Origin of the sequence: Piscinibacter sp. HJYY11, from assembly GCF_016735515.1 — a bacterium.
GTDB lineage: Bacteria > Pseudomonadota > Gammaproteobacteria > Burkholderiales > Burkholderiaceae_C > Rhizobacter.
On the sequence record NZ_JAERQZ010000002.1, the window covers coordinates 1 to 25,498 of the forward strand.

The following is a 25,498-nucleotide window of genomic DNA, read 5'->3' on the forward strand; positions in this document are numbered from 1 at the left end:
GCGACTTTGGAGTGAACATGAGTTCGACCGGCGGTTGTGCCTAGAGAACTGTAGGCGCTGAAGTTCTTTCCACTTTCTGGCAGCTTCACGCTGTTTTCGATGCGCCCGTTGCTGACTGTGCCGTAGCACTGGCTCTCCGCGCCTACCGCTTGAACCGATAGCCCGCTGAGCGTGGCAAGGAGAAGAGAAGCGTATCGAAGCATCGAACTAAATGCGGTCTAACGTTTGACATGAGAGGCCCGACCCGGCTTGCCGGGGCGGGTCCTCTCGATGGAAGGGTTGGGCGGCACCGAACATTCGATGTATTGCTGCCGCGACTGGCGAGCCACTTTAGCCGCCGTGTGCGGGCAGGGCAATGCGCAGCCAGCCAAGCGCCGGACGCCCAGGGCACCCGCGGCGGCTAACCCACTGACTGGCTAGAAGCTGCGAAGCGAGCGGCGCTTGGAAGGCAAGTGGCGCTGACGCAAGGCCTGGATAGGCCCGGCCAAGCTTTGTGAGTGCCTCACGGCCTTGCATTGAGGTTGCAGCGCCGAGAACAGATATGAACAGCCGAGAGGCCAAGCATGGCAAGAAGAACTTGCGCGGTGGCTGGCTCTTCAACGACTTCTCGCATGGCACGGCATTTCATCAGTGCCGCCCAACGTTTGACATGAGAGGCGGCGCCCGGCTTGCCGGGCGACGTCCTCTCGATAGAAGGGTTAGATTTCAGCTTCGTGCCCTACCAGATATCGACGACGTATTGAGTGTTTTGTGCACCGGTGACGCTGATGACAAGCTGAGATGGAACGAAGCTGTTGCCTTTGTAGACCGGCTTTGCGCTGTAGCGAACGGTTGCGCCGCTGGCTGCCATCTTCAGGATCTCGCTGTCGATTCTTGCCTTCTCGTTAGCCGATTTCTCGGGGATATAGATGACGTTAACCTCGGCGTCTTGTCCTCCGGCGGCAAGCGGGAACAAATGCGCCCGTTGCAGTTTTCCACTCCGATGAAGTGCTTGGGCCTTGTCTCGCGTATCGACGTGCGCATAGTCGACCTGGGTTTTCCCAGGCGTTAAGGCTGTCGACGTTCGGTCCGCCGTGGCGGAGGTTTGAGTGGCGCATCCGGCAGCCATGGCGAAGAGGACCAACCAGGCAAAGGCACGATAGAGACTTGGATTCATTGGCATTTCCTCTGGCGCCTGATTGGCTGAAATCTAACGTTTGACATGAGAGGCGGCGCAAGGGCGCAGCCCTTGTGACGTCCTCTCGATGGAAGGGTTAGGCTTCACTGCGAGGTCTCGCCCTTTGTGCCAAGCTTTCGCTCAAGAGCTGAGACAAGCGCGTCGATAGCTGAACGCTTGTGGCTATTCAGTGCATCGGCAGGGCGCTTGGCTACCGATTGCGCGACGACAGCCTTGACCTGCACTTTCATTGCGTCGTTCCATGGCTTACCTTGCTTTTCGAAGCATGCCCGTATGCGGTCTGACCATTTGGCGTTTCCTCTGAACGCAGAGTCATTGAGATCGACGCCAAACTCGGCTAGCACCTCCTTTTCGTAGGCTGGAAGATCAAACGTATCCTCCATCTCCGACTGCGCCATTCCTCGACACGTTATGAACGTGGTGTCGGCGACTCGCAAGGTCCTTTCATCAAGAGCTTTGGCGTACGCCTTTTTGCCGGACTCATCGTTGTCCAGGAGGACGTGCGACACACAAAGGGCATTGGAAAGTAGGGATAGCTTGTACGACAGATTGCCTGCGCCACCGATCGGCTCAATGACAAGGTGATACTGCTTCAATGCCTTAGCGATGATTGTGCTCATCGCTGGAAGAATGGAACTCAAAGCGATTAGGTCCTCATCTCCTTCAACAACCAAGACGTGGCTGGCGTTCACGAGATTGTCGGAAGCACGAACTCCAAGAAGAGATCGGATGGATGCTATGTCACGCGCAGGCTTGGCCTTGCTGCGGTCGATGAGGATGTTTCGGCCTACCGATGCTCTATCTACGAAGAGTGGGCAGTGCGTTGTGAGGACCACTTGGTTGTTCGCGGTTAGCGAATCGAGGACTTCTCGGAGACTATGCATGGCGCCGGGATGCAGATGGGACTCAGGCTCCTCGATCGCGACAACTGATGCTCCTGCGAAGGCCTCCTTGTCTTTTAGCAGACCAAGCGCAGCCAAACTCTTAACTCCGTCCCCTTTGTATTCGAGAAGGGTCATGGAGCCGTCGTCGATCTCAACTTGGCATTGGCTTCGTAGTGCAACCTTGCGCGCCGACGAAGGAACGCGCACCTTGACCCCTTTGATGCCCGGCAGAAACTGCGTCAGCGACTTTTGAATCGAAATAGACACTTTGTCGAGAATCGGCTGCTGCAGATCAGCAATCTTCTGGAGCGCAGCCGCGTACTGGTCGTTTCGCTCAAGCTGCGCGAGTTCCAGGGACAGCATCTCCTGAACTACCGAGAGGGCTTCATCCTCTGTTCGAACGGCGGGGATGTAAATGAACTGGATGTGCTCCGCGATGTACTTTGCGACCTTTGCCGATTTGGCAGATAGCGCGGGCCCACCGGGACCTTGCTTCCTGACGTTGATCTCTGGCCGATTGGTCTTACCAAACTTAACTTCAATCGGGAGGTTGCCGTTCAAGTTGTTTTTGACCTTTTCTCGGAACTCCTCGATCTCGGTCGACGAGAGTTCAAATTCGAGCCGAAAGATCGATTCAAGTCCGCTAGTCCTTGTCTGCAGCGAGATCGGAAAGTCTCTTCGCCAAGAGTACGAGTGGCCTTCACGAGCATCTCGGTAGAAAAATGCATCTTCGCTCGCGTGAGTGGAAAGTGCACGCATCGCGATTCCAAGCGCTCGCAGTACGTTCGATTTTCCTTCGTTGTTTCGACCAAGCAAGACTGTCGAATCGCCGATCGGAATCTTGTGCGCGTCAGTAATGCTTCGAAAATTCGTGACTGAGAAGGAAACGAGGCGCATGTTGTCTCTCGTGAAGCCTAACGTTTGACATGAGAGGCATGACCCGGCTTGCCGGGGCATGTCCTCTCGATGGAAGGGTTAGGCATCGCTTTTACCCTGCGCCAACTTCTTTTCTTCTGGCGATTCTTTGGCTGCTTGGAACAGATTTCGAAAGCTCTCGCAAGGCGGAGTTTGGAACTGAAATCTGCGTCTCACCTATGCCTTTGCGATGAGCGTACTTTGCATAGACGACATCCCCTGGCCCATTGAATATTTCTTCAAAAGTTCCATTTGGGAAGAGCTTGAAGCCAAGCAGGTAATCCGGTTGTGCTCTTAGCGCCAGGCTATCTTTGAAGGTTGCCTTTATCTGAACTTTCCTGCCATCTAGCGTCGTCCCGTCGTAGGTAGGCTGAGAAGTCTCATGCAAGACAACTTCGTATTCCAGTTCTGCAATGACTTCACCTACATCTCCGACGAGACGGCCATCAATCGTGAACCGCCGGCTCGGAAACGAGGTGACGAGGCGCTCGATACCCTGAAACACGAGAGCGAGACCTTCGGTGAGAGCTTGGTGCTTGGACATGCTGGCGATGCCTAACGTTTGACATGAGAGGCGCTGACCGGCTTGCCGGGCAGCGTCCTCTCGATGGAAGGGTTAGGCGGCGCTCGCATGACTACGAATGTATAGGCGATGGATTGCGAGAGCGAACACTCCGAAGAAGCCAAACCCTTGAATGGCAGTGAGTGTGTATGAGTACCAGGGCTTGGCGGCCAAGCAATCTAGGCAGGCGAACATCCACGGCAGGCGATAGGTTGCTACTAGGGCGGCTACGGTTGCGGCCGAACCGACTGCGCCGAGGAAGAAGACCCAGCCAACTAGCGGCCAGTTTGTGCGCCGTTTGAAAGCTGACCAACTTGCCCAGAGAAGGATGCCTAGAGCAAGAAAGCTGCCGAACGGCAAGAACTTGTGTTGGAAGACTTCCATGCCGATGCTGCCTAGAGACTGAAGGCTGACCAATGGATCATGCCCACCGCAGATGCGAAGAAGACGCCCGCCGTAGCAAGAGCAACGCAACCAATTGCGACTGCTCGTGTGCCATAGATCCAAGTTTCTGGTTCATCGTCGTTGCCGGTGAAGGCGACGCGCTTTGTGGCGATTGCATGAATGCCAAAAACAAGCGCGGCCAGACCTCCGATGAGCTCCATGACGTGCTGCGAGAGCATTGCGACGCCTAACGTGATATGGACATCAATCCAAACAGCCGCATCTACCCACAACTAGCGACATGCGCCCACAAATGGACAGATGTGGAAGCCATATCTACCCACTTCTCAAACTTGTCCGAAGCGTACCAGCCCCGACCAAGCACATAACAGGTCGCCTGCGCTGCGCGCCACCTCACCCCGATGCTCGTTCCATCGAATCAGCATTGCCGCCCACCACGCGATCCATCAACCTCAGCCGTTTGACGATCCCCTTGGCGATCCACCATGCGCCCAGGCTGCCGTCCCATTGGCCGCCAAGCGCCATGACCTGTCGGCGCAACTCGGGCTCACCGCGCAGCCGCACCGCCAGCAATTCGACGGTTTTTCGGGGTGTGATCGGCATCTGTTCAACCAGCAGTTCGACCGTCGTGTAGCGGATCGTCCCTTCCAGGTTCTGTCGGTGTCGCACGCACACCAGGTGTGCGCCGTATCGCTGCGCGAGCTTGCGGGCGCCGGGTTGTGAAGGAGCGTACTTCTTGGTGACCCGCGTGCGATTCCAGGCTGGCGTGACCATGTCTTGCAGTTTCCCTGCGAGTCTCTCGAACGGCGAACGCACACGAATGTGCTGTATGAATATACAGTATCATGAAGTCGGACCTCGTCGCACGCAACGCATGCTCTCCATGGACCACCCGCCCTTGCCCCCGCTGCAATCCGACCGCCTGCTCGACCAGCTGCGCGAGCGCATCCGCTACCTCCACTACAGCATCCGCACGGAAGGCACCTACGTGCATTGGGTCGGGGCCTACATCCGCTTTCACGGCATGCGCCACCCGGCTGAAATGGCGGGGCCGGAGGTCGAGAGCTTCCTGTCATGGCTGGCCAACGAGCGCAAGGTTGCCGCGGCCACGCACAAGCAGGCCTTGTCGGCCTTGCTCTTCCTCTACCAGAAGGTGCTGGGCCAGGACCTTCCGTGGATGAACGAGATCGGCCGCCCCAAGGACCGGGTGCGTCTCCCGGTGGTGCTCACGCATGACGAAGTCGTGCGGGTGCTCGCCCACCTCCCTCCCGCCCATCAGCTCATGGGCCGCCTGCTCTACGGCACGGGCATGCGCATCATGGAGGGCGTGCGCCTGCGTGTGAAAGACGTCGACTTCTCCCGCCGTGCCATCGTCGTGCGAGAAGGCAAGGGCGCCAAGGACCGTGTGGTGATGCTGCCAGCTTCGCTGATCCCCGCCTTGCGCGAGCAGCTCGACCTGGCGCGCCAGCACTGGCAACGTGACCGCGATGCGGGCCGCAGCGGCATCCACATGCCGCATGCACTCGCGCGCAAGTACCCGCGAGCCGCCTCGTCGTGGACGTGGTTCTGGGTCTTCCCGCAAGACAAGCTGTCGGACGACCCGCGCACCGGCCTCGAGCGCCGGCACCATGTGCTGGAGCAGGCCTTCCAGCGCGCCTTCAAGAAAGCCTTGGTGCAGGCCGGCATCGTCAAGCCGGCCACGCCGCACACCTTGCGCCACTCCTTCGCCACGCACCTGCTGCAAAGCGGCTACGACATCCGCACCGTGCAGGAGCTGCTGGGCCATGCCGACGTGAGCACGACCATGATCTACACCCATGTGCTCAAGGTCGGCGGTGGTGGGGTGCGCAGCCCGCTCGATGCCTTGGCGGGTCTGGATGTGCTCGGGGCGAAGCAGGGCGGCGAGATCCGCGTCGTCGCCCATCATGAAGACGACGATGTCGATCACGCTGACGGGGCCGGCGCCTACGGTGTCGGCCCCGACATGCCGCCGCCTCGCGTGTGCATGCCGGTCGCGCAATACCTGGTGCCGGCCCGGCACCTGGCGGCCCTGGGGTGAGGCCGCCGCGGCGGCCACCGTCCTGTTGTTGTCGCCCGATGTGGAAAGCCGTTCGCCATGTCGCCCCCGTCACCCGCTCCGCGCATCGGCCTGCCCGACTACGCCGAGCTGCACTGCCTCAGCAATTTCAGCTTCCTGCGCGGGGCATCGCATCCCGAAGAGCTGGTCGAGCGTGCGGTCAAGCTCGGCTACAGCGCGATCGCGATCACCGACGAGTGTTCGCTGGCCGGCGTGGTGCGTGCCCATCACGCAGCGAAGGAGCACGAACTCCACCTCGTCATCGGCAGCGAGATGCGTCTGCATCAACCCCAGTCGGGGCAGCCGCATGCGCACCTCGTGCTGCTTGCGCAAACCCTTCGCGGGTACGCCAATCTTTCGCGCTGGATCACCTTCGCGCGCAACCGTGCCGACAAGGGCCGCTACCTGGCGCACCCCAGTGACCTGGAAGGCGCAATCCCCACCCTGCCCATGCTGGCCGGCCTGCCGGATTGCCTGGCCTTGCTCGTGCCCAACGCGCAGCAGCCGCTCCAGGAGGTGCTGGCGCATGCCCGCTGGCTGAAGACCTGGCTGCAGGAGCGGGCCGTCATCGCCATCGAGCTGCGCAATGAGAGTGGCGATACACGCTTGCTCGACATGGTGCGCCAGGCGTCAGACATCGCTGGTCTGCCCATCGTCGCGGCCGGGGGAGTGCTGATGCATGTGCGTTCCCGCAAGCCCTTGCAGGACGTGCTGACCGCGACCCGGCTCAACCGCCCGATGGCGCAGTGCGGCGATGAACTCGCTCCCAACGCAGAGGCCTACCTGCGCCGGCGGGTGCGGCTCGGGCGCTTGTACCGGCCCGAGTGGATGGCGCGCAGCGTCGAGCTCGCCAAGCGCTGCACCTTCAAGCTCAACGAGCTGAAGTACAGCTACCCCAAGGAGCTGGTGCCCGCGGGGCGCTCGGCGTCCAGCCACCTGCGCAAGCTCACCTTCGATGGCATCCGCAGGCGCTACGCAGGCAAGCCGCTGCCCAAGGAGCACCTGCGCCAGATCAGGACGGAGCTCCGGCTCATCCGCCAGATGAAGTACGAGCACTACTTCCTCACGGTGGCCGAGATCGTCACCTGGGCGCGGGAGCAGGGCATTCTTTGCCAGGGCCGCGGCAGTGCCGCCAATTCGCTGGTGTGCTTCTGCCTGGGCGTCACCGAAGTCGACCCGAAGCGTGCCAACCTGCTCTTCGGCCGCTTCGTCAGCATGGAGCGCAACGAGCCGCCCGACATCGACATCGACTTCGAGCACCAGCGGCGCGAAGAGGTCATCCAGCACATCTATGCCAAGTACGGCCGCCATCGTGCTGCGCTGACCGCCGTCGTCATCCGCTACCGGCCGCGCTCCGCGTTGCGCGACGTGGGCCGGGCACTTGGCATCGACCTGCAGCGCATCGAGGCCGTCTCCAAGAGCGTGCACTGGTTCGATCTGCGCGTGGAAGAAGAGCGCTTGCGCGAGTGCGGCTTCGAGCCGCAGTCCTCGCTGATCCGCCTCTGGCTCGAGCTCACGCACCAGCTCATCGGGACGCCCCGCCACCTGAGCCAGCACCCGGGCGGCTTCGTCATCGCGTCCGAGGAGCTTGCCCAATGGGTGCCGGTCGAAAACGCGGCCATGCCCGACCGCAGCGTCATCCAGTGGGAGAAGAACGACCTGGAGTCGCTGGGCCTGATGAAGGTCGACATCCTCGCGCTCGGCATGCTGAGCGCGCTCAGGCGCTCGCTCGAGTTCCTGGCCCGAAAGCTCGGCCGGGAGGTCTGCATCCACGAGCTGCCCGAGGAGGAGAACGACCCGACGTGGGACATGATCTGCGCCGCCGACACGGTGGGCGTGTTCCAGATCGAAAGCCGCGCGCAGATGAGCATGCTGCCGCGCCTGCGGCCGCGCAAGTACTACGACCTGGTGGTCGAAGTCGCGATCGTGCGGCCCGGGCCGATCCAGGGCGGCATGGTCCACCCCTACCTGAAGAACCGCAACCTGCCCGACGATCAGATCGAATACCCCGGCAGGCTGAAAGAAGCCCTCGGCCGGACCAAGGGCGTGCCGATCTTCCAGGAGCAGGTGATGCAGATCGCGATCCTCGCGGCCGACTTCACCGAAGGCGAAGCCGACAGGCTGCGCCGCGCGATGGCCGCCTGGAAGCGCGATGGCGACCTCAATCCCTTTCACGACAAGCTCGTCGGCCGCATGGTCGACAAGGGCTACGACAGGGAGTTCGCTGAACGCATCTTCAAGCAGATCCAGGGCTTCGGCGAATACGGCTTCCCCGAAAGCCACGCTGCCGGTTTCGCGCTCCTCGCCTACGCGAGCAGCTGGCTCAAGTGCCATCACCCCGATGCCTTCCTCGCCGGCCTGCTCAACAGCCAGCCGATGGGCTTCTACGCGCCGGCGCAGCTCGTGCGCGACGCGCGTGCGCACGGGGTCGACGTGCGCGAGGTCGACGTGAACATCAGCACCTGGGAAGCGTCGCTCGAAGGGCTGCCGCTGGGGATCGACCGGGCGGGCCGTGCGTTCGACGCGCCCCTGAGGCCGGTGCGCCTCGGGCTGAACATGGTGTCGGGCCTGTCGATCGACGCGGCCGAGCGCATCTTCACGGCCCGTGCCAACGCCCCGTTTCTCAGCGCAGAGGACCTCGCGCGCCGCGCGCGGCTCGACGCCCGCGAACTCAAGGCCCTGGCCAATGCCAATGCGCTGAAGGCCCTGGCGGGCCATCGCCACCAGGCGGCCTGGGCCGTGGCCGGCATCGACACCCGGCCGACCGCGATGCTGCGCGCCACGCGCGTGCACGAAGAGCCCGCCGTCCTGGCACCACCTCGCGAGTTCGACGACATGCGCGCCGACTACCAGTCGGTCGGCCTCACGCTCGGCCGCCATCCGCTGGCGATGCTGCGCGAGCAGCTGAGGGCCTTCAAGGTCGAGACCGCGGCCACGCTGCACACCTACCCGAGCGGCCGCCTGGCGCGGGCGAGCGGCATCGTCACCCACCGCCAGCGGCCGCCCACGGCCAACGGCACCATGTTCATCACGCTCGAAGACGAGACCGGCGCCATCAACATCATTGCCTGGCCGCAGGTGGTCGAGACGCAGCGTCAGCCGCTGCTCGCCTCACGGCTGATGACGGTCTACGGCCAGTGGCAGCGCGAGGGCGACGATCGGTTTGCGGTGATGCACCTGGTGGCAGCCAAGGTGATTGACCACACGCATCTGCTGGCCGGGCTCGAGAGCCGCAGCCGCGATTTCAAGTGAAGGGATGGAGAGAGACAAGGCGAGACGGCTCAGGCCATCTCGGGCGCGCCCACCTGCGAGCTCTTGCGTGACTTCGATCCGCTGCCGCGGCGTGGGGGCATGGTCATCTCGAGCGTCGCGTCGCGCCGCGGTGCGATCTCGGCTCCACGCAGCACGTGCTTGAGCTCGCGCGCACCGCCCATCACCACGATCAGGTTGCAGCCTGCCTGGCGCAGGTTGCGCGGGCTCTTGGCTTCGGGCAGCCACAGGATGGCGGTGGCGCTCCACGCCTCGGCTGCCTGCATCAAGGGGCCCACCGGGTCGTGCTTGAACTTCTTGCCGCGCGGGCCCACCAGCAGCGATTCACCGATCAGCGGGTCGTTCCATTCGGCCTCGGCGAAGCCCTGGATGTCGATCACGAAGCGCACGCCATCCGAGCGGATCACCGCCACCGGAATCACGCCGCCATTGGGCACGCTCTTGTCGAAGCGCACCGCCCATTGCGTCGGGAAACTGATCGAGCGGCGGGCACGGCGCAGCACCCGCTGCGGGCGCTCGCGCAGCTCGGCCACCACGATGAGCACCAGCCCCAGCACCGACACCGTCGCACCGGCGCCCACCACTTCCCAGGAGCTGCTCCAGAAGATGCGGGCGCACTCGAGGCCGCCGACAAAGCAGCCGAAACCCAGCAGCATCTGCGCAAGCCAGGTGACGAAGCTCTTGTTGTGCATGGCAGTCGTGGTTGCGAAGGGGATGAAGGGGGCAGAGTAAGTAACGGATTCTGTCGATCGTGACCGCGTGAACAAGAGGCGAATTCCACACTTCTTCCGAGTTCGCACCCGCGGCCAGGAAAGACAGGGAGGGAATTTCCCTCACGCGACGTGCAGGCCCACTGGGCTTTTGCAGCCGTATGACGGTGTGATCCGGCAGAATCCGTGCATGAGTGCACAAGCCGTGACCCCTGAGCTGCGCCAATGGATCATCGACCAGGCCAAGGCCGGCCGTCCGCCCGATGAAGTCCTGAAATCGATGATGGCCAGCGGCTGGCAGGAAGACGTGGCGCTCGGCGCGCTCGAAGACACCCTGACCGGTTTCCTCAAGGAGCACGCCAAGGCCAACAACCTGCCCGCGCCGGTGCCGGTGCCCGAGCCCGACCTGCTGGGCTCGCCGGCGTCCATCGTGGTCGACGGTCACGAGGTCCAGGTCCTGATGGCAATGCGCAACCCGCGTGTCATCGTCTTCGGCAACCTGCTCTCGCACGAAGAGTGCGACCAGCTCATCGCCCTCGCCAAGCCCCGGCTCGCGCGCTCCGAGACGGTGGTCACCAACACCGGTGGCAGCGAGGTCAACACGGCGCGCACGAGCGATGGCATGTTCTTCGGCCGCGGCGAGCATGCGCTGTGTTCGCGCATCGAGACGCGCATCGCCAAGCTGCTCAACTGGCCGGTCGAGAACGGCGAAGGCCTGCAGATCCTGCGCTACCGCCCGGGCGCCGAATACAAGCCGCACTACGACTACTTCGACCCCGCCCAGCCCGGCACCCCCACCATCCTCAAGCGTGGCGGCCAGCGTGTGGGCACCGTCGTCACCTACCTCAACACGCCCGAGGGGGGCGGTGGCACCACCTTCCCGGATGTGCACGTGGAGGTCGCGCCGATCAAGGGCAACGCGGTCTTCTTCAGCTACGACCGCCCGCACCCCATGACGCGCACGCTGCACGGCGGCGCGCCGGTGCTGGCCGGCGAGAAGTGGGTCGCGACCAAATGGATGCGCGAAGGCCGCTTTGAGTGACACCGTGCTGGATGCCCCGCTCGCAGGCATCCGCATCGTCGACCTGACGCGCCTGCTGCCCGGGCCCTTGGCCACGCAGCACCTTCGCGAGCTCGGCGCCGAGGTCCTCAAGGTCGAAGGCCCCGCCGACCAAGGGCAGGACGACGGCGCACGCCAGCTCTGGCGCACCGAAGCCGAGCGCCAGCAAGGCGAGCCCGGGCTGATGTTCCGCAAGCTCAACGCCGGCAAGTCGCTGTACCGGCTCGACCTGCGCACGCCCGAGGGCGTGGCCGGCCTGCACGCGCTGCTGCAAGGGGCCGACGTGCTCGTCGAAGGGTTCCGCCCCGGCGTGATGGACCGCCTGGGCCTGGGCTGGGCGGCGCTGCATGCGCGCTACCCGCGCCTCGTGATGTGCGCCATCAGCGGTTATGGCCAGCACAGCCCCTGGGCCCACCGCGCGGGGCACGACCTCAACTACGTGGCGATGGCCGGCGTGCTGGAGCAACTGGCCACGCACGAAGGCGAGGTCATCACGCCCAACTTCCAGATCGGCGACCTGATGGGCGGCACGCAGGCGGCGGTGCAGGGCATCCTCGCGGCGCTGCTCGCGGTGCAGCGCACGGGGCAGGGCCGATTCGTCGACATCTCGATGACGCACGAGGTGCTGCGCCACCACGTGCTGGCCGGCATGACGGTCACGCGCACCGGCCGGGCGCCTCAACAGGCGCGGGACCTGCTGTCGGGCGGCGCGCCGTGCTACGGCGTCTACGCCACCGCCGATGCGCGCCACCTGGCCGTGGGCGCCCTGGAGCTGCCGTTCTGGCAGCGCCTGTGCCAGGCGGTGGGCCACCCCGACTGGGCCTCACGGCACTGGTCGCTGGGGCTGGCCGTGGGCGGGCCGGAGGCCATCGCCTTGCACGGCGAGCTGATGCAGGTGTTCAAGAGCCAGCCGCTTTCGCACTGGGTGGCGCTCTTCGACGGCGTGGACTGTTGCGTGACCCCCGTGCTGCGCCTGGACGAAGCCCTGGCCCACCCACTGAATGCATCTTTCAGGGAACTTTTTTCCTGAAAACGGTCAACGGGCGCTTTCCAGGGGGCGTTGTGGACCGAGAGCACGGAATGCTCTCAACCCTTTGCAAAGGAATTTCACGTGAACAAGATCATCGCTGCCCTGGTCGCCGCCACCTTCTCGATGGGCGCTTTCGCCCAGGCCGCTTCGGCCCCCGCTCCCGCTAAGGAAGCCAAGCCGGCCGCCGCCAAGGCTGAAAAGAAGGCCGCGGCCAAGAAGACCAAGGCTGCCAAAAAGGCTGCTTCGGCTGCCTAAGCGTCACCGCTCCAAAAGGAAACCCGGCCTCGGCCGGGTTTTTTCATGGGCCTGTGAAGCCCGAGGGGCCGAGTCAGGCCCGGCGCCGTGTCGGCGGGTGTTCGCTCAACTCGCCGGGTTGCGTGATCGGGTTGAGGCCGGCAAACGGTCGGCTGTTGGCGATGCGCAGCCACTTGCGCTGCTCCCAGGTCTGCGGCCCTTCCAGGGGCCACTGCTCCACGCGGCCCTGCAGCTCGCTGCGCGGCACCCGGGTGTACGACGGCGCGCCCGGGCGCAGCAGCCACACGCTGCGGCGCAGGCGGGCCGGCAGCGACGCCTTGCCCTCCGGCACCCAGTAGATGCATTGCTTCTCGGCCCAGAAGTCGAGGCGCTCGAAGTTGACCCGGCCGGCAAAGCCGGTCTCGACGGGCAACAGCACGTATTCGTCGGGCAACTCGACCACGGCGTAGATCAGGTCGCCCGGGGTGTCGCCATGGCCGCGGTAGACGAAGACCACGCGCTCGATCTGCGCTGCGGCGAAGCGGTCGACCTCCGTGTCGTCGCGGAAGACGACCAGATCCGGGCCTTGCCAGGCGGTGTGCCAAGGGGTGCGCATGTGACTTACTCCACGGTTACTGCTGAAAGCCACGTTTTTAGCGCATGCGCCGGGGTGTGGGCGACAACCTGCAAACGGCAGAGGGGTTTTGCCCCACGCCGGGAACCATTTGTGACAACTGCGCCCGTCAATAGAGTTGTCCCGATCGGAGCACGTGAACGCCGGGCTCGCCCCGGGCCACTTCGCGCAACAGCGCCCGGGCGACCTGATCGGCTGCGATCGGGCGCAAGCTGCGCGGCAGCCAGCCCAGGAGCCTCGCGCCCCACACCTCACCGGCCCGCACCGGCTGGCCGAGTGCCTGTCGGTCGCCGACCAGCAGGGAAGGCTGCACGATGACGACGCGCTCGTAGCCGAGGGCGCTCACCGCTTCCTGCATCTCGCCCTTGACGCGGTTGTAGAAGACGCCGGACGAGGCATTCGCACCGAGCGCCGACACCACGCCCAGCCGCGTGGCACCCGCCGCGCGTGCGGCCACGGCGGTGTTGACCACCGCATCGAAGTCCACCGCACGGAATGCGGCCTGCGAACCTGCGACCTTGATGGTGGTGCCGAGCGCGATGAACACGTCGTCGACCGGTGGCAGCGGCGGCAGCGACGCGAAGTCGACCACGTGCGGCTGCAGCTTGCCGGCGGCCGCGAGCTCGGGCACCGGGCGGCGCAGCAGCGCGTGCACCTGCGCGTAGCGCGGGGAGGCGAGCAGCATCGGCAGCAGCTCCCGCCCGACCAGCCCGGTGGCGCCGGCGATCAGCGCATGGCGGGCGGTGTCGGGTGAACTGGGCATGGCGGCCCGGGCTTAGCGCTTGGGCGAGGTCAGCCGGGGTTGCGGCCGGCCCGAGCCTTCACGGCGCGGCTCCGGCCGCGGGCCTTGCGGCTTGGGCGTCGGCGCACGGCCAGCCCCCGAGGGTGCTGGCCGCGGCGGGTGGCTCGAAGCGCCGGCATTGCGCGGTTGCGCTTGTCCGTGCGATGGCGCCGGGGCCCGCGGCGCAGGCTTCTGCTCCTGGCGGCCTTGCGCCGGCCGGCCGTGGCCACCGCCGGCGTTTCCGCCGCGCGATCCGCCACCGCCGCCCCCATGGCGATGCCCGCCACCACCGCCACGCTTGACGCCTTCACCGATCGTCATGCGGCCGAGCACGATGGGCTCGGGCCTTTCGCTCGGGTGCGGCTCGAAGCCGGGGATGATTTCCTTCGGGATCTCGCGCTTGATGAGCTTCTCGATGTCGCGCAGGAAGATGTTCTCGTCCACGCACACCAGCGACACCGCCTCGCCCTGCGCACCGGCGCGGCCGGTGCGGCCGATGCGGTGCACGTAGTCCTCGGGCACGTTGGGCAGCTCGAAGTTGACGACGTGGGGCAGCTGGTCGATGTCGATGCCACGTGCGGCGATGTCGGTGGCCACCAGCACCTGCAGCTCGCCGCTCTTGAAGTCGGCCAGCGCCTTGGTGCGCGCGCTCTGGCTCTTGTTGCCGTGGATGGCCATCGCGCTGATGTCCTGCTTCAGCAGGAATTCGACGAGGCGATTGGCTCCGTGCTTCATGCGGGTGAAGACCAGCACCTGGTGCCAATCGTTTTCCTTGATCAGGTGCGCGAGCAGCTCCTTCTTCATCTCGCGGCCGACCGGGTGCACCTTCTGCGCGATGGCGTCGTTGGTCTGGTTGCGGCGGGCCACTTCCACCAGCGCCGGCTTGTTGAGCAGGCGATCGGCGAGCGTCTTGATCTCGTCGCTGAAGGTGGCCGAGAAGAGCAGGCTCTGCTTCTGCTGCGGCAGGAGGGCGAGCACCTTCTTGATGTCGTGGATGAAGCCCATGTCGAGCATGCGATCGGCCTCGTCCAGCACGAAGATCTCGATGTGGCTGAGGTCGAGCGTGCGCTGTTGTGCGTGGTCGAGCAGGCGGCCCGGCGTCGCGACGAGGATGTCGACGCCCTTCTTGAGCTTGTCGATCTGCGGCTGCATGCCGACGCCGCCAAACATCACCATCGAGGTGAGCTTGGTGTGCTTGCCGTAGTTGCGCACGCTTTCCTCGACCTGCGCCGCGAGCTCGCGGGTGGGCGTGAGGATCAGCGCGCGGATCGGCAGGCGGCCGCGCGCGTCGCGCACCGAGGGCTTTTGCATCAGGCGGTGCAGCATCGGCAGCGTGAAGCCGGCGGTCTTGCCGGTGCCGGTCTGTGCGCCGCCGAGCAGGTCACCGCCTTGCAGCACGACGGGAATGGCTTGCGCCTGGATGGGGGTGGGAGTGTCGTAGCCCTGTTCGTGAACGGCACGCAGCAGCGGCTCGGCCAGGCCGAGAGAATCAAAAGACATGGATAAGGGGAAGAACGATCGGCCTGTCGCTTGAGTGCCAAGCGCCAGTCGCAGGCAGAGGGGGAAGGGGAGCCGGGCGGAGCCTCTCGGGCCGGGCTGGCTCATGTCAGAACTGACAGCGGCGCAGTGACTGGGCCTGCGACGGTGCCGCGATTCTAGCCGCCGTGCCCTTTCACGCCGGGGCCGTGTGGGCTTGCTGCGACGCGGGCCGTGCACTGATCCACACCGTGGCCATGCCCAGGAGGCCCAGCGGCACGCTCAGCCACGCGAGGTGCTGCATGCCCACCACCGACGAGGCCGCACCGCCCACCGCGGCGCCAAGCGCCGTGCCCACGTAGACCATCGAGCTGTTGAGCGAGAAGAGCAGCGGCGCCTGCGTCGGTGACAACACCGCAAGCCGTGTCTGTTGCGGGGCCATCATCCCGAAGCCGGCGACCGTCCACAGCATGAAGGTCGCGAGCATCGCGGCGTAGTGGCCCTGCGTGAGCGGCACCAGCGCCATCGTGACGACCATCAGCACGAGCTGCGCCATCAGCGTCTTGCGCGGGCCGAAGCGGTCGTTGGCCCAGCCGCCGAGCAGCGTGCCCACCACGCCGGCCACGCCGAAGAGCATGAGCGTGGCTGAGAGGCGATCGCCCGACATGGGGAAGAGCGCCTGCAGCACCGGCGCGATGTACGACCACACGATGAAGATCGCCATGAAGTAGAGCGCGGTGAGCGAGAGGATCCACCACGCAGCGGCGTTCTTCAGCACGCTCGACAGCCCGGCGAAACTCACCGTCGGCGCCGCCAGCTGCCTCGGCAGCACGAGCGCGAGCGTCGCGGCCGCCACGAGCGCCATGCCCATCACCAGCACGAAGGGCCAAGGCCAGCCGTAGCGCAACGCGAGCCACGCGCCGAGCGGCACGCCGATCACGTGGCTCAAGCTCATGCCGAGGAAGATGAACGACAGCGCACGGCCGCGCTTCTCCGGCTCGACGAGTGCGACGGTGATGCCCGCCGCGAGCGGCGTGAACATCGCGCCCACGCCCATCAGCACACGGCCTGCGAAAAGGACGAGAACGTGCGTCGCCAGCGCACACACCAGGCTGCCGCCGGCAAACATCAGCAAGCCTGCGCACATCGCGGAACGCCGCGACCAGCGCGACGTGGCGATCAGCGCCAGCGGCGTGAGCCCCGCGGTGGCGAGCGCGTAGACCGTCATCGCCTGCCCGGCCGAAGCCACGCTCACGCCGAGCCCGCGCGAGAGCGGCTCGAGGATGCCGCTCACGACGAAGGCGCCCGTGCCGATGACGAGGTTGCACAGGCTGAGCAGGATCAGAAGGCGCGGCATGAGAGGCGTCAGAAGGCGAAGAGCGGCGACCGTAGCAGAAAGGACCTGTCGCCGCTGTCACCACGCCATCGTTGCTGCCAGCCTCCCGACAGGTCGTCATCCATCGGAGGGACGAGCCCCCCGTAACGAGGGGTGCGTGATCCGTGCCCGCGTCGGTTCACGTCTTTCCAGGCAAGCCGTCTCGTGGTGAGCCGGCGCAAGCCGGGAGAACCGACATGAGCATCAAGGCGAAGGCAGCCCTCGATGCCGCAACCGCGTTCATCCCATAGGAGGACCCTCATGACACGCACCCTTCCCCGCGCCGTGGCCCTGGCCGCGGCGCTCTCGGTGGCCATCGCCACCACGGCGCAAGCCGCCTCACCGGCGGCCAGTGCCTGCCCCGACTACTTCTTCCTGAGCGGCAACCTCGCGCTCAACCCGAACTTCGAGGTGCCCGCGCCCGGCGTGCCCATCGGCACCGCCAAGTGCTGGCAGAACGGCGATCCGTCGCCCGTCACCTCGGCTGCGGCCCACTGGCAGATGCACAGCAGCAACGCCGGCGCGCCGGTGTGCTCCACGCTGGTCGCCGGCAGCGCGCCCGGCCCGGGCGGCAGCTACCTCCTCGCCTTCCGCGCCGGCGGCAACGAAGGCGGCATCTACCAGAGCCATGCGCTCGACCCGAAGAAGGCCTACATGTTCTCGGTGTGGGTGATGGTGCGCAGCGGCCAGGTCGCCATCCAGTCGCGCGCGATGACGGGCGGCCCGGTGGCGTGGACCAGCAAGATCGGCGAGTGGGAGCAGCTGCGCGTCTGCACCAACTCGCTGTCGAACACCGACATGCTGGTCGTCTTCAACCAGGCGGCCAACGGCGGCCTCTTCTACGTGGACCGCGCCGAGCTGCGCGAGATCCCCATCCGGGAGTGACGCCATGACAAGCCTTCTGCGAATCGTCGTCGCGGCCATCGTGGCCGTGGCCTGCACCTACCTCGCGGCCTGCGGCGGGGCCTCGCCCGCCAGCGGCTACGCCGACGAACTCACCGAGCCGGCGCCGGCGTCTGCCACCCGTGGCAGCACGCTCGGCGACCTGCCTGATGGACCCACCGAGACAAGGAGCACCCCATGAAGACGCTGTTTCTCATCGCCGCGCTGCTCGTCTGCAGTGCCAGCACCCTCGCCAAGAAAAAAAACGAAATCATGACCGACCGCTGCAGCCACGAGGTCACGATCGTGAACTGGGGCAACGGCCCCCACCCCTCCGGCGACCCCGTCTTCCTGAAGCGCCACAACGGCAAGACGGACTGGACGCCGCCCTTCACCGTGAAGCTCAGCGAAGACGGGTACATCCGCTGGTGGTGCCACTCCACCAAGGGCAACGCCTTCGACGCCGGCACCTGGCGCGTCAGGAACATCCACGGCGGCTTCGGCTGCAAGCTCTACGCCGACAACACGGCCGAAGACTGCGGGCCCAACGCGAGCTTCGACGTCGGCTCGTCGGAGTGGAAGGGCTGGACGGCCGAGCGCTCACGTTGCAAGAACCGCTCGAACAAGATCCGCGCCCGCCTCGATGGCGGCCGCAAGCTGCTCATCGAGTGCCTGGAGAAGTAAGGCCCGGCCGCTGCGTCGTGAGGCCTATTTCGCCTTGGCGAGGTAGGCCTTGCCCTGCGAGCCGACGAGGTCGACGATGTCGCCGATGGCGAGGCTCACGTCGATCAGGTGCAGGCCCCAGGTGTCGACCACCTTGCCGCCCACCACCACATCGCCGCCGATGTCGTCGGTGCGGGCGTCGGGGTTGACCGTCATCGCGAGGTAGCTGCCGTTGGCGTCGCTCTTGCACTGCGTGGTGACGAGACCAGGCAGCGCGAAGAACGGGGTGTCGACCGAGGCCACGAGGGCCTGCCACTTCGGCGTGCCCGTGCCCGTGGCCACGCTCACGTCGGCGCGCTTGGAGAACCAGGCCTTGGGCTGCGCGGCACCGCCGGCAAGGGCGGCGGGGTTGTTGCATGCCACGGCGTCGTTGACGGTGGCGCGGCCGAAGAGCGAGCCTTGCGGCGGTGGCGTGTTGGCGCGGAACGAGACGTACGACACCGCGCAGCCGGTCTGGGTCGCGCTGCGGCACAGCGGCGTCGACTTGAAGGCACCACCCACGTCCTGCCCCTTCGGCACGTTGAGGTTGGCGCCGATGGGCATCACCGAGATGAGTTGCTTGTGCACCGGCTTGCCTTCGATCTCCTTGGCCACGAGCTCGGTGATCATGCGTGAGCCTTGCGAGTGGCCGATCAGCACCACGCCGCGGCCCTTGTTGTCGTGGGCGAGGTAGTGCCGCCAGGCGGCGACCACGTCGCCATAGGCCATGGCGGCGTCCATCGCCATGGGCGTGGGCGTGAAGCGGCTGCGCAGCCCGGCCAGGGTGATCTGGCGGTAGAGCGGCGCGAACAGGCGGCACTGCGTGCGCAGCGGCGAGAACTGCGCGAAGGTCACGCCGTTCTCTTCGGGGCCGGCGTTCATGTCGCTGTTGCCGCCCGGGTCGTTCGACACGGTCGGGTAGACGTAGAAGCAGTCGATCGGCGCGTTGGCGTTGGCCACGACCGGCGGGCTCACGCTGCGCTTGCCGTCGGCCGTGATGGTGGTGATGCTCAACGGCAGCGCGCAGACGTCGTTGCGGCCGGGGCGGCACAGCCAGGTGTCGGGCTTGTTGTAGTCGACGCCGCTGGGGGTCGTGCCTGTCGGCGTTGCAGCGGGCGTGGCCGTCGCGGGTGCGGCTGCAGGGGCAGCCGTGCGGGTGGCGCAGCCCGTCAGCAGTGCGGAGCCTCCTGCGAGGGTGAAGGCGAGGGCAAGGGCGCGTTTGGAAGGGGTCATGGTCAGGGTGCCGCGGCTCGTCGCAGGCTCGGCGTTAGTAGACGACAGTTCTATTATCTTGACCCCTGGCTCGAAGGCACTGCGGGTGATCCCGCTGTTCCCGAGGACGCCCGGCAAGGCCGGGCTTCCTCTTTGGCTATTGCTGAACCGCCTTCTTGGCCGCCGCGTCTTGAGGGATCTTCGGCGGAGAAGGCTTTTTGGCGCCGGCGATGTTGCCTCCCTTGTCCGTGTCGGCACTGCCCGGCGTGGCGGTGCCTGCCTTTTCTCCCGAAATGCTCTTGCCTTGCTGAGTGCCGGTCTGGGGCGACGAAGCACTCTTGGCCGTGGTCTTGCCCGCGCTGGGCGCCTTCGACTTCTCGTCTGCCGCGTGTGCGGCGGTCACGCAAAGGAGCGCCGCACAGAATGCCAGTACGGCGTGCAGGCCACCGCGAATCGTGTTGCTCATTGTCATCTCCTTGGTCAGTAGGCCATCAGGGCCAATAGGGGGGCGGGGGAAAGTCGGACTGTCGGCCCCTGTTCCAACAGCTTCTGGGATAGAACGGAAAAGGTGTGCGAATCAGGTCGGGTGGCGAGAACTTCGCCGTAGGCACGAAGCGATGTTGCGAAGACCGCCCGATTCTGTGGCGTCGGCTGCGAGCGCCAGCGCGCTTGGGCGCGCATCACATCGACCTTCCACCGATCGGGATGGCCCTCAGGCAGGAGCGAGATTGCCATGGCGTGGGCGGACTCATAGAGGGGGGTTGCCGTGGCTGCGCCTAGTTCGGCGTCGACTGCAATCGCCTTGAGCATGAGCGTTGGCCAGATGTCGGCGTGACGCGGCCCATAGATTGCGTGCTGGTTCTCGAGTGCCGCGTCCAGCATGGCCCGGGCACCGGTGACCTGCCCGCGCCGAAGCTCGCACTCGGCCATGAGCATGCGATTGCGCTCGGCAAACGGCCTGCTGGTTCCTTCGCCGGATTCGAAGTGCACGAGGTTCTCGCGCAGCAGCGGTTCGGCCAGGGCGCATTGGCCGCGTCTCAATGCGTGACGCGCGACGATTGTCTGCACGACCTGCCGCACATTCGGCTCGGTCGACCGGGTCGCTCTTTGAAGAGCGTCGTTCAGCGCTGCTTCGGCTTTGCCCAGCTCGCCGCTGTGAAAGTGGGCGATGGCCAAGGAGGCCAGGCCATAGATCGTGTAGGTGTCTTCTTCGCCGTAGTACTTGCGCAGCTCGTCGAGCAAGGGCTGGAGCTGGTTCGCGGCCTCGCGGTATTGCCCCAGGTCCAACTCGAAGATCGCCATGTCGTAGCGCGCGAGCAGGCCATAGACGGGCTTTGTGCGGGGGATGCTTTCGACCGCCGAGGCAAGGGCGCACCGTGCCTCTGACCAACGACCCAACTCCCGCAGCGCAACAGCCTGTTCCTGCAAGGCATGAATGTGGCTCGGATGGCCTGCTCCCAAATTCCGGGCAGCCAGCGCGACCGCTTTCGCGAGCTGGGTCTCTGCGTCGCCGAGCTTTCCCTCCCGCCTGGCAATCTCGCCCAGCTCGATCTGCGCGTTGACGGCTTCAGCGGCGGATGCCTTGCCCATGCGCTGTGCGACGGCTGTCAGTTCGGAGAGCAAGGACTTGGCTTCCTCCGTCTGACCGACGCGTGACTTCATGTAGGCCAGCCCCTGCATCACCTGCAGATACTGGCTCGTCGATGTTTGGCCGGAATCGATGAGGTGCTGCCGGCTGATGGTGAGTGCATCCAGGGCGGCCGTCATGTCTCCCGAAGACTGAAGCATCAGGCCAAGAGGTCGAGCGACTTCACCTCGCAATGCGGGGTCGGTCTCCAGATCCTTCTTCGCTTGGCTCCAACCTTTGCGCAGGAGGTCGACCACTGGCACCTGTGCCTTGCCGCTTTCTTCAGGCGCGAGGTCGGTGAAGATGTTGGTCAGCACCTTGATGACCGCTTTCGTGCGATCGGTTTCCTGCGCTGCGTTGCGCCATTGCCATGCCGTCGCGGTGATGCCCAGCACCAGGGTGAGCATCACCCCGGCCAATGCTGCCACCTGCACCCGGTTGCGCTGCGCGAACTTCCGCGCGCGGTAGCCGAACGTGTCGGGCTGTGCGCTCACCGGCTGGTGGTCCAGATGCCGCTGCAGGTCGTCACGCAGCTCCTGCACCGTCGCGTAGCGTTCGCTGGGTAGCTTTTTCAGCGCCTTGGCGACGATGGTTTCCAGGTCACCGCGCAATGCCTGCTGGAGTGACGCAAGGCTCGCATTCCGCGAGAGGCCGGCGTCGGGCGACTCGCGCAGCGCCGCCGTCAGGCTGCGTGGCGGCTCTTCGACGATGGCGCGGGCCAGTGCCGCCACGCCGCGCGATGTGCTCGCATACGGCCGCGCGCCGCTCAGCAGGCCGAACAGCACCACCCCGAGTGCATACACATCGGTCGCTGTCGTGATCGGCTGCCCCTCGATCTGCTCCGGCGCCGCGTACTCCGGCGTCAGCCCCGCCGGTGCGGCGCGGGTCAGTTCGGTCTGCTCCAGGTCGTCATCGCCCGCCAGCAGCTTGGCCACCCCGAAGTCGAGCAGCTTCACATGCCCGTCATCGGTGACGAGGATGTTGGCCGGCTTCAGGTCGCGGTGCACCACCAGGTGCGAGTGCGCATACGCGACCGCCTCGCACACCTGCATGAAGAGCTTGAGGCGCGCCTCGATGCCGAGCTTGCGCGCGTCGCACCAGTGGTCGATGCGTTCGCCTGGCACGTATTCGAGCACCAGATAGCGCGTGCCGTCGGGCGCCAGGCCGGCGTCGAGCAGCTGCGCGATGTGGGGGTGGGTGAGGCGTGCGAGGAACTCGCCTTCGCGGGCGAAGCGGGCCTGGGCTTGCGCGTCCAGGCGGGTGGAATGGAGGAGCTTGACGGCCGCACGGCCGGCGTAGAGGCCGTCGCTGCGGGTGGCGCGCCACACGTGGCCCATGCCGCCAGAGCCGATGGGCTCGCGCAGCTCCCAGGCGCCGAGGCGGGTGCCGGTCCAGTGCGATGCCGCTGGCGGCTCGGCGGCGGGCACCTGCGCCGCTTCGGCGAGAAAGTCGTGCGCTTCGGCCGCGCGGTCGGCCTCGATCATCGCCAGCAGGCGAGGGTAGAGCGTCGGGTGCTCGGCCTGGATTCGCTTCAGCTCGGCCGCACGCGCAGGCTCGTCCGCATCGGCCCAGCGGTCGAACAAGGCCAGCACCTCGCGCCATGCTTGGGTCGACGGCGCGGTGATGGCCACGGCCACCCTCAGGCGCTGAGGTAGTCGAACAGGAACGCCCGCGCACGCCGCCAGTCGCGCTTGAGCGTGGGCACCGACAGCTCCATCACTTCGGCGATCTCTTCCATCGTCATGCCGCCGAAATAGCGCATCTCCACCAGCCTGTGCCCGCGCGCGTCCACCCGCTCCAGTGCCTGCAGGGCCTCGTCGACCGACAGCACGTCGGGCTGCCCCGGCAGGTCTTCGAAGGCACCGGTGCTGAGGGTGACCTCGGCCACGCCACCGCCGCGCTTCTGTGCAGCACGCTCGCGCACGTGGTCGACGATCACGCTGCGCATCACGGTGCTCGCATACGCGAAGAACTGGCGCCGGCTGCTGCCGGCAGGCGCATCGCCGCAGCGCAGCCAGGCCTCGTGGACGATGGACGAGGGGTCGAGCGTGATGGGGCCAGCCTTGGCGAGGTGGCCGCGCGCCAGGCGCTTGAGGTCGGCGTAGAGCAGGGTGAAGAGGCGGTCCTTCGCACCGCTGTCGCCCGACTGGATCTGTTCAAGCAGCAAGGTGACTTCGCTCATGGTGGAGGCCATTCTATGGAGCGCCCACCCCCCTAACTCGTGGCGATCCGTTTGCGGGAGTTCCTGCGTCTGTGGAGGTAGAGAGGAAGCCTTCGGGTCACGCGACCGGAGTCTCTGAATCAACTCATGCGGGTGTGCTTCCAGCCTGCCGTCACCTCAAGGACTATGACCGTGAACATCACCAATATCAAACCGATCAGCGCGCAGAAGACAGGCAGCAACTGGCTGCTGACGGTGAAGTACACCGCGAACTTCACCGCGGAAGAGGCAACGACCCACAACTACACCTTCCGTGACTCCCTTTCGATCCGCGAGGAAGACGACACCTCCGGCGACGATGTCGTCACCGGGTTCGTGGGTGCCAGCAACTTCAACCCCAGCGCGCTTTCCGTTTCGCGAACGCTGGTGGCCAAGGTGAGCGAGGAAGACCTGGACACCGAGCTGGGCGGCGAGGAGATCTATGCAAGGATCCGCCTGCGCAACCTCACCACCGGTGGGGTTCCGAAGCACAAGAACACCGCCGTCATCAATCTGGCACCGTAAGGCGCGAGAGGCTTGCGGAGTTAAGGCACCGCGTGGACCGGTTGTCCCGGATAATCCCGGGTTTCCGGTTCCACCAGCGAGTAGCTTCCCCATGGCCCAGTACGTCTTCACCATGAACCGCGTCGGCAAGATCGTTCCGCCGAAGCGCCAGATCCTCAAGAACATCTCGCTCAGCTTCTTCCCCGGAGCCAAGATCGGCATGCTGGGCCTGAACGGCTCGGGCAAGTCGACCCTGCTCAAGATCATGGCCGGCGTGGACAAGGACATCGAGGGCGAAGCCACCCCGATGCCGGGCATCAAGATCGGCTACCTGCCCCAGGAGCCCCAGCTCAACCCCGACCAGACCGTTCGCGAGGCGGTGGAAGAGGGCATCGGCGGCGTGCTGGCCGCCAAGGCCCGTCTGGAACAGGTCTACGCCGAATACGCCGATGAGAACGCCGACTTCGACAAGCTGGCCGCCGAGCAGGCCGAGCTCGAGGCCATCATCGCCGCCGCCGGCAGCGAAAACACCGACCTGCAGCTCGAGCTCGCCGCCGACGCGCTGCGCCTGCCGCCCTGGGACGCCACCATCGGCCACCTCTCCGGCGGTGAGAAGCGCCGCGTGGCCCTGTGCCGCCTGCTGCTGAGCAAGCCCGACATGCTGCTGCTCGACGAGCCCACCAACCACCTCGACGCCGAATCCGTCGACTGGCTGGAGCAGTTCCTGCAGCGCTTCCCCGGCACCGTGGTGGCCATCACCCACGACCGCTACTTCCTCGACAACGCCGCCGAGTGGATCCTCGAACTCGACCGCGGATCGGGCATCCCCTGGAAGGGCAACTACTCCACCTGGCTCGACCAGAAGGAGCAGCGCCTCGAGCAGGAACAGAAGAGCGAAGACGCCCGCATGAAGGCGATGAAGAAGGAACTGGAGTGGGTGCGCCAGAACCCCAAGGGCCGCCAGGCCAAGAGCAAGGCACGCATCGCCCGCTTCGAGGAGCTCTCCGACGTCGACTACCAGAAGCGCAACGAGACCAACGAGATCTTCATCCCGGTGGGCGACCGCCTGGGCCATGAAGTGCTCGAGTTCGAGAACGTCACCAAGAGCTTCGGCGACCGCGTGCTGATCGACAACCTGAGCTTCAAGGTGCCGGCCGGCGCCATCGTCGGCATCATCGGCCCCAACGGCGCCGGCAAGTCGACGCTCTTCCGCATGATCTCCGGCCAGGAAAAACCCGACAGTGGCACCGTGAAGATCGGCCCGACGGCCAAGCTCGCCTTCGTGGACCAGAGCCGCGAATCGCTCAGCGCCGACAAGACCGTGTGGGAAGACGTCTCGGGCGGCCTCGACAACATCGTCGTCGGCAAATTCGTGATGCCCTCGCGTGCCTACATCGGCCGCTTCAACTTCAAGGGCAACGACCAGCAGAAGCTCGTCGGCTCGCTGTCGGGTGGTGAACGTGGCCGCCTGCACCTGGCGAAGACGCTGGCCCAGGGCGGCAACGTGCTGATGCTCGACGAACCGTCGAACGACCTCGACGTCGAAACCCTGCGCGCCCTGGAAGACGCGCTGCTCGAATTCGCCGGCAGCGTGATGGTCATCTCGCACGACCGCTGGTTCCTCGACCGCATCGCCACCCACATCCTCGCCTGCGAAGGCGATTCGAAATGGGTCTTCTTCGACGGCAACTACCAGGAGTATGAAGCCGACAAGAAGCGCCGCCTGGGTGAAGAGGGTGCCCGGCCGAAGCGTGTGCGGTTCAAGGCGCTGAAATAAGCAG

The 25,498-nt window shown here is 65.6% G+C and carries 23 protein-coding genes and 2 pseudogenes; 10 read left to right on the plus strand and 15 right to left on the minus strand.

The genetic code is table 11. From position 1 onward, the window contains the following. The 6 genes and pseudogenes from JI745_RS26565 to JI745_RS23750 all read right to left on the minus strand — a co-directional run. A pseudogene (locus JI745_RS26565) lies at positions 1 to 203 on the minus strand (replication initiation protein); the annotation flags it as partial. 515 nt (positions 204 to 718) lie between these two features. Continuing rightward, positions 719 to 1,156 (minus strand): DNA/RNA non-specific endonuclease, encoded by a 438-nt coding sequence (locus JI745_RS23730; protein WP_201812798.1) that lies wholly within the window; start codon positions 1,154 to 1,156, stop codon positions 719 to 721. Positions 1,157 to 1,260: 104 nt separating this feature from the next. After that, on the minus strand, positions 1,261 to 2,958 hold the full coding sequence (locus tag JI745_RS23735) for an ATP-dependent endonuclease (RefSeq protein ID WP_201812803.1): 1,698 nt from the start codon (positions 2,956 to 2,958) through the stop codon (positions 1,261 to 1,263). Between the two features lie 91 nt (positions 2,959 to 3,049). Continuing rightward, positions 3,050 to 3,520 carry a DUF6998 domain-containing protein gene (locus tag JI745_RS23740; protein WP_201812806.1) on the minus strand — a complete coding sequence of 157 codons (471 nt, stop codon included), beginning with the start codon at positions 3,518 to 3,520 and terminating at the stop codon, positions 3,050 to 3,052. 413 nt (positions 3,521 to 3,933) lie between these two features. Continuing rightward, positions 3,934 to 4,143, minus strand: coding sequence for a hypothetical protein (locus tag JI745_RS23745; RefSeq protein WP_201812808.1), 210 nt, complete (start codon positions 4,141 to 4,143; stop codon positions 3,934 to 3,936). Between the two features lie 193 nt (positions 4,144 to 4,336). Continuing rightward, positions 4,337 to 4,717, minus strand: a complete 381-nt coding sequence (locus JI745_RS23750) for a hypothetical protein (RefSeq protein ID WP_201812810.1) — start codon at positions 4,715 to 4,717, stop codon at positions 4,337 to 4,339. 109 nt (positions 4,718 to 4,826) lie between these two features. Here JI745_RS23750 and JI745_RS23755 point away from each other — a divergent pair. Further along, positions 4,827 to 5,819: pseudogene (locus tag JI745_RS23755) on the plus strand (integron integrase); the annotation flags it as partial. A gap of 240 nt (positions 5,820 to 6,059) precedes the next feature. After that, positions 6,060 to 9,272, plus strand: coding sequence for an error-prone DNA polymerase (locus tag JI745_RS23760; protein WP_201812815.1), 3,213 nt, complete (start codon positions 6,060 to 6,062; stop codon positions 9,270 to 9,272). Positions 9,273 to 9,301: 29 nt separating this feature from the next. On the opposite strand, the gene JI745_RS23765 is transcribed toward JI745_RS23760, so the two are convergent. Next, positions 9,302 to 9,982, minus strand: a complete 681-nt coding sequence (locus tag JI745_RS23765; protein WP_201812817.1) for a hypothetical protein — start codon at positions 9,980 to 9,982, stop codon at positions 9,302 to 9,304. Positions 9,983 to 10,190: 208 nt separating this feature from the next. Between JI745_RS23765 and JI745_RS23770 the strand changes: the two genes are divergently transcribed. The 3 genes from JI745_RS23770 to JI745_RS23780 all read left to right on the plus strand — a co-directional run bounded on the left by JI745_RS23770 (position 10,191) and on the right by JI745_RS23780 (position 12,345). Continuing rightward, a complete protein-coding gene (locus tag JI745_RS23770; RefSeq protein WP_201812820.1) occupies positions 10,191 to 11,042 on the plus strand; it encodes a 2OG-Fe(II) oxygenase in 852 nt (283 codons plus the stop codon). Positions 11,043 to 11,046: 4 nt separating this feature from the next. Continuing rightward, the gene (locus JI745_RS23775; protein ID WP_310738760.1) at positions 11,047 to 12,090 is read left to right on the plus strand and encodes a CaiB/BaiF CoA-transferase family protein; all 1,044 of its coding nucleotides are present in this window, start codon (positions 11,047 to 11,049) and stop codon (positions 12,088 to 12,090) included. A gap of 81 nt (positions 12,091 to 12,171) precedes the next feature. Continuing rightward, positions 12,172 to 12,345 carry a hypothetical protein gene (locus JI745_RS23780; protein WP_201812825.1) on the plus strand — a complete coding sequence of 58 codons (174 nt, stop codon included), beginning with the start codon at positions 12,172 to 12,174 and terminating at the stop codon, positions 12,343 to 12,345. Positions 12,346 to 12,418: 73 nt separating this feature from the next. Here the strand turns inward: JI745_RS23780 and JI745_RS23785 are convergent, their stop codons facing one another. The 4 genes from JI745_RS23785 to JI745_RS23800 form a co-directional block, all read right to left on the minus strand. Continuing rightward, positions 12,419 to 12,940 (minus strand): hypothetical protein, encoded by a 522-nt coding sequence (locus JI745_RS23785; protein WP_201812826.1) that lies wholly within the window; start codon positions 12,938 to 12,940, stop codon positions 12,419 to 12,421. A 127-nt stretch (positions 12,941 to 13,067) separates the two neighbouring features. Continuing rightward, positions 13,068 to 13,721 (minus strand): NAD(P)H-binding protein, encoded by a 654-nt coding sequence (locus JI745_RS23790; protein ID WP_201812828.1) that lies wholly within the window; start codon positions 13,719 to 13,721, stop codon positions 13,068 to 13,070. A gap of 12 nt (positions 13,722 to 13,733) precedes the next feature. Further along, a complete protein-coding gene (locus tag JI745_RS23795) occupies positions 13,734 to 15,239 on the minus strand; it encodes a DEAD/DEAH box helicase (protein ID WP_201812832.1) in 1,506 nt (501 codons plus the stop codon). 172 nt (positions 15,240 to 15,411) lie between these two features. Further along, on the minus strand, positions 15,412 to 16,572 hold the full coding sequence (locus JI745_RS23800) for an MFS transporter (protein WP_201812834.1): 1,161 nt from the start codon (positions 16,570 to 16,572) through the stop codon (positions 15,412 to 15,414). 279 nt (positions 16,573 to 16,851) lie between these two features. Here JI745_RS23800 and JI745_RS23805 point away from each other — a divergent pair, with 279 nt between their 5' ends. The 3 genes from JI745_RS23805 to JI745_RS23815 are packed head-to-tail and all read left to right on the plus strand — an operon-like array spanning position 16,852 to position 18,156. Further along, complete coding sequence (locus JI745_RS23805; RefSeq protein WP_201812836.1) at positions 16,852 to 17,475, plus strand: hypothetical protein; 624 nt, start codon at positions 16,852 to 16,854, stop codon at positions 17,473 to 17,475. 4 nt (positions 17,476 to 17,479) lie between these two features. Further along, on the plus strand, positions 17,480 to 17,674 hold the full coding sequence (locus JI745_RS23810; protein WP_201812837.1) for a hypothetical protein: 195 nt from the start codon (positions 17,480 to 17,482) through the stop codon (positions 17,672 to 17,674). Then, on the plus strand, positions 17,671 to 18,156 hold the full coding sequence (locus JI745_RS23815) for a hypothetical protein (RefSeq protein WP_201812838.1): 486 nt from the start codon (positions 17,671 to 17,673) through the stop codon (positions 18,154 to 18,156). The genes JI745_RS23810 and JI745_RS23815 overlap by 4 nt, the downstream gene beginning before the upstream one ends. 24 nt (positions 18,157 to 18,180) lie before the next feature. On the opposite strand, the gene JI745_RS23820 is transcribed toward JI745_RS23815, so the two are convergent. The 4 genes from JI745_RS23820 to JI745_RS23835 all read right to left on the minus strand — a co-directional run bounded on the left by JI745_RS23820 (position 18,181) and on the right by JI745_RS23835 (position 23,195). Further along, entirely contained in the window at positions 18,181 to 19,407 is a 1,227-nt protein-coding gene (locus tag JI745_RS23820) for a DUF3089 domain-containing protein (RefSeq protein WP_201812839.1), read from the minus strand. Positions 19,408 to 19,543: 136 nt separating this feature from the next. Then, the gene (locus JI745_RS23825) at positions 19,544 to 19,852 is read right to left on the minus strand and encodes a hypothetical protein (RefSeq protein ID WP_201812840.1); all 309 of its coding nucleotides are present in this window, start codon (positions 19,850 to 19,852) and stop codon (positions 19,544 to 19,546) included. Positions 19,853 to 19,866: 14 nt separating this feature from the next. Next, the gene (locus JI745_RS23830) at positions 19,867 to 22,644 is read right to left on the minus strand and encodes a serine/threonine-protein kinase (protein WP_201812841.1); all 2,778 of its coding nucleotides are present in this window, start codon (positions 22,642 to 22,644) and stop codon (positions 19,867 to 19,869) included. A gap of 8 nt (positions 22,645 to 22,652) precedes the next feature. Further along, positions 22,653 to 23,195, minus strand: a complete 543-nt coding sequence (locus JI745_RS23835) for an ECF-type sigma factor (RefSeq protein ID WP_201812843.1) — start codon at positions 23,193 to 23,195, stop codon at positions 22,653 to 22,655. A 165-nt stretch (positions 23,196 to 23,360) separates the two neighbouring features. Here JI745_RS23835 and JI745_RS23840 point away from each other — a divergent pair, with 165 nt between their 5' ends. Further along, the gene (locus tag JI745_RS23840) at positions 23,361 to 23,738 is read left to right on the plus strand and encodes a hypothetical protein (RefSeq protein ID WP_201812845.1); all 378 of its coding nucleotides are present in this window, start codon (positions 23,361 to 23,363) and stop codon (positions 23,736 to 23,738) included. A 91-nt stretch (positions 23,739 to 23,829) separates the two neighbouring features. Next, complete coding sequence (ettA, locus tag JI745_RS23845) at positions 23,830 to 25,494, plus strand: energy-dependent translational throttle protein EttA (RefSeq protein ID WP_201812852.1); 1,665 nt, start codon at positions 23,830 to 23,832, stop codon at positions 25,492 to 25,494. Positions 25,495 to 25,498: the final 4 nt, after the last annotated feature.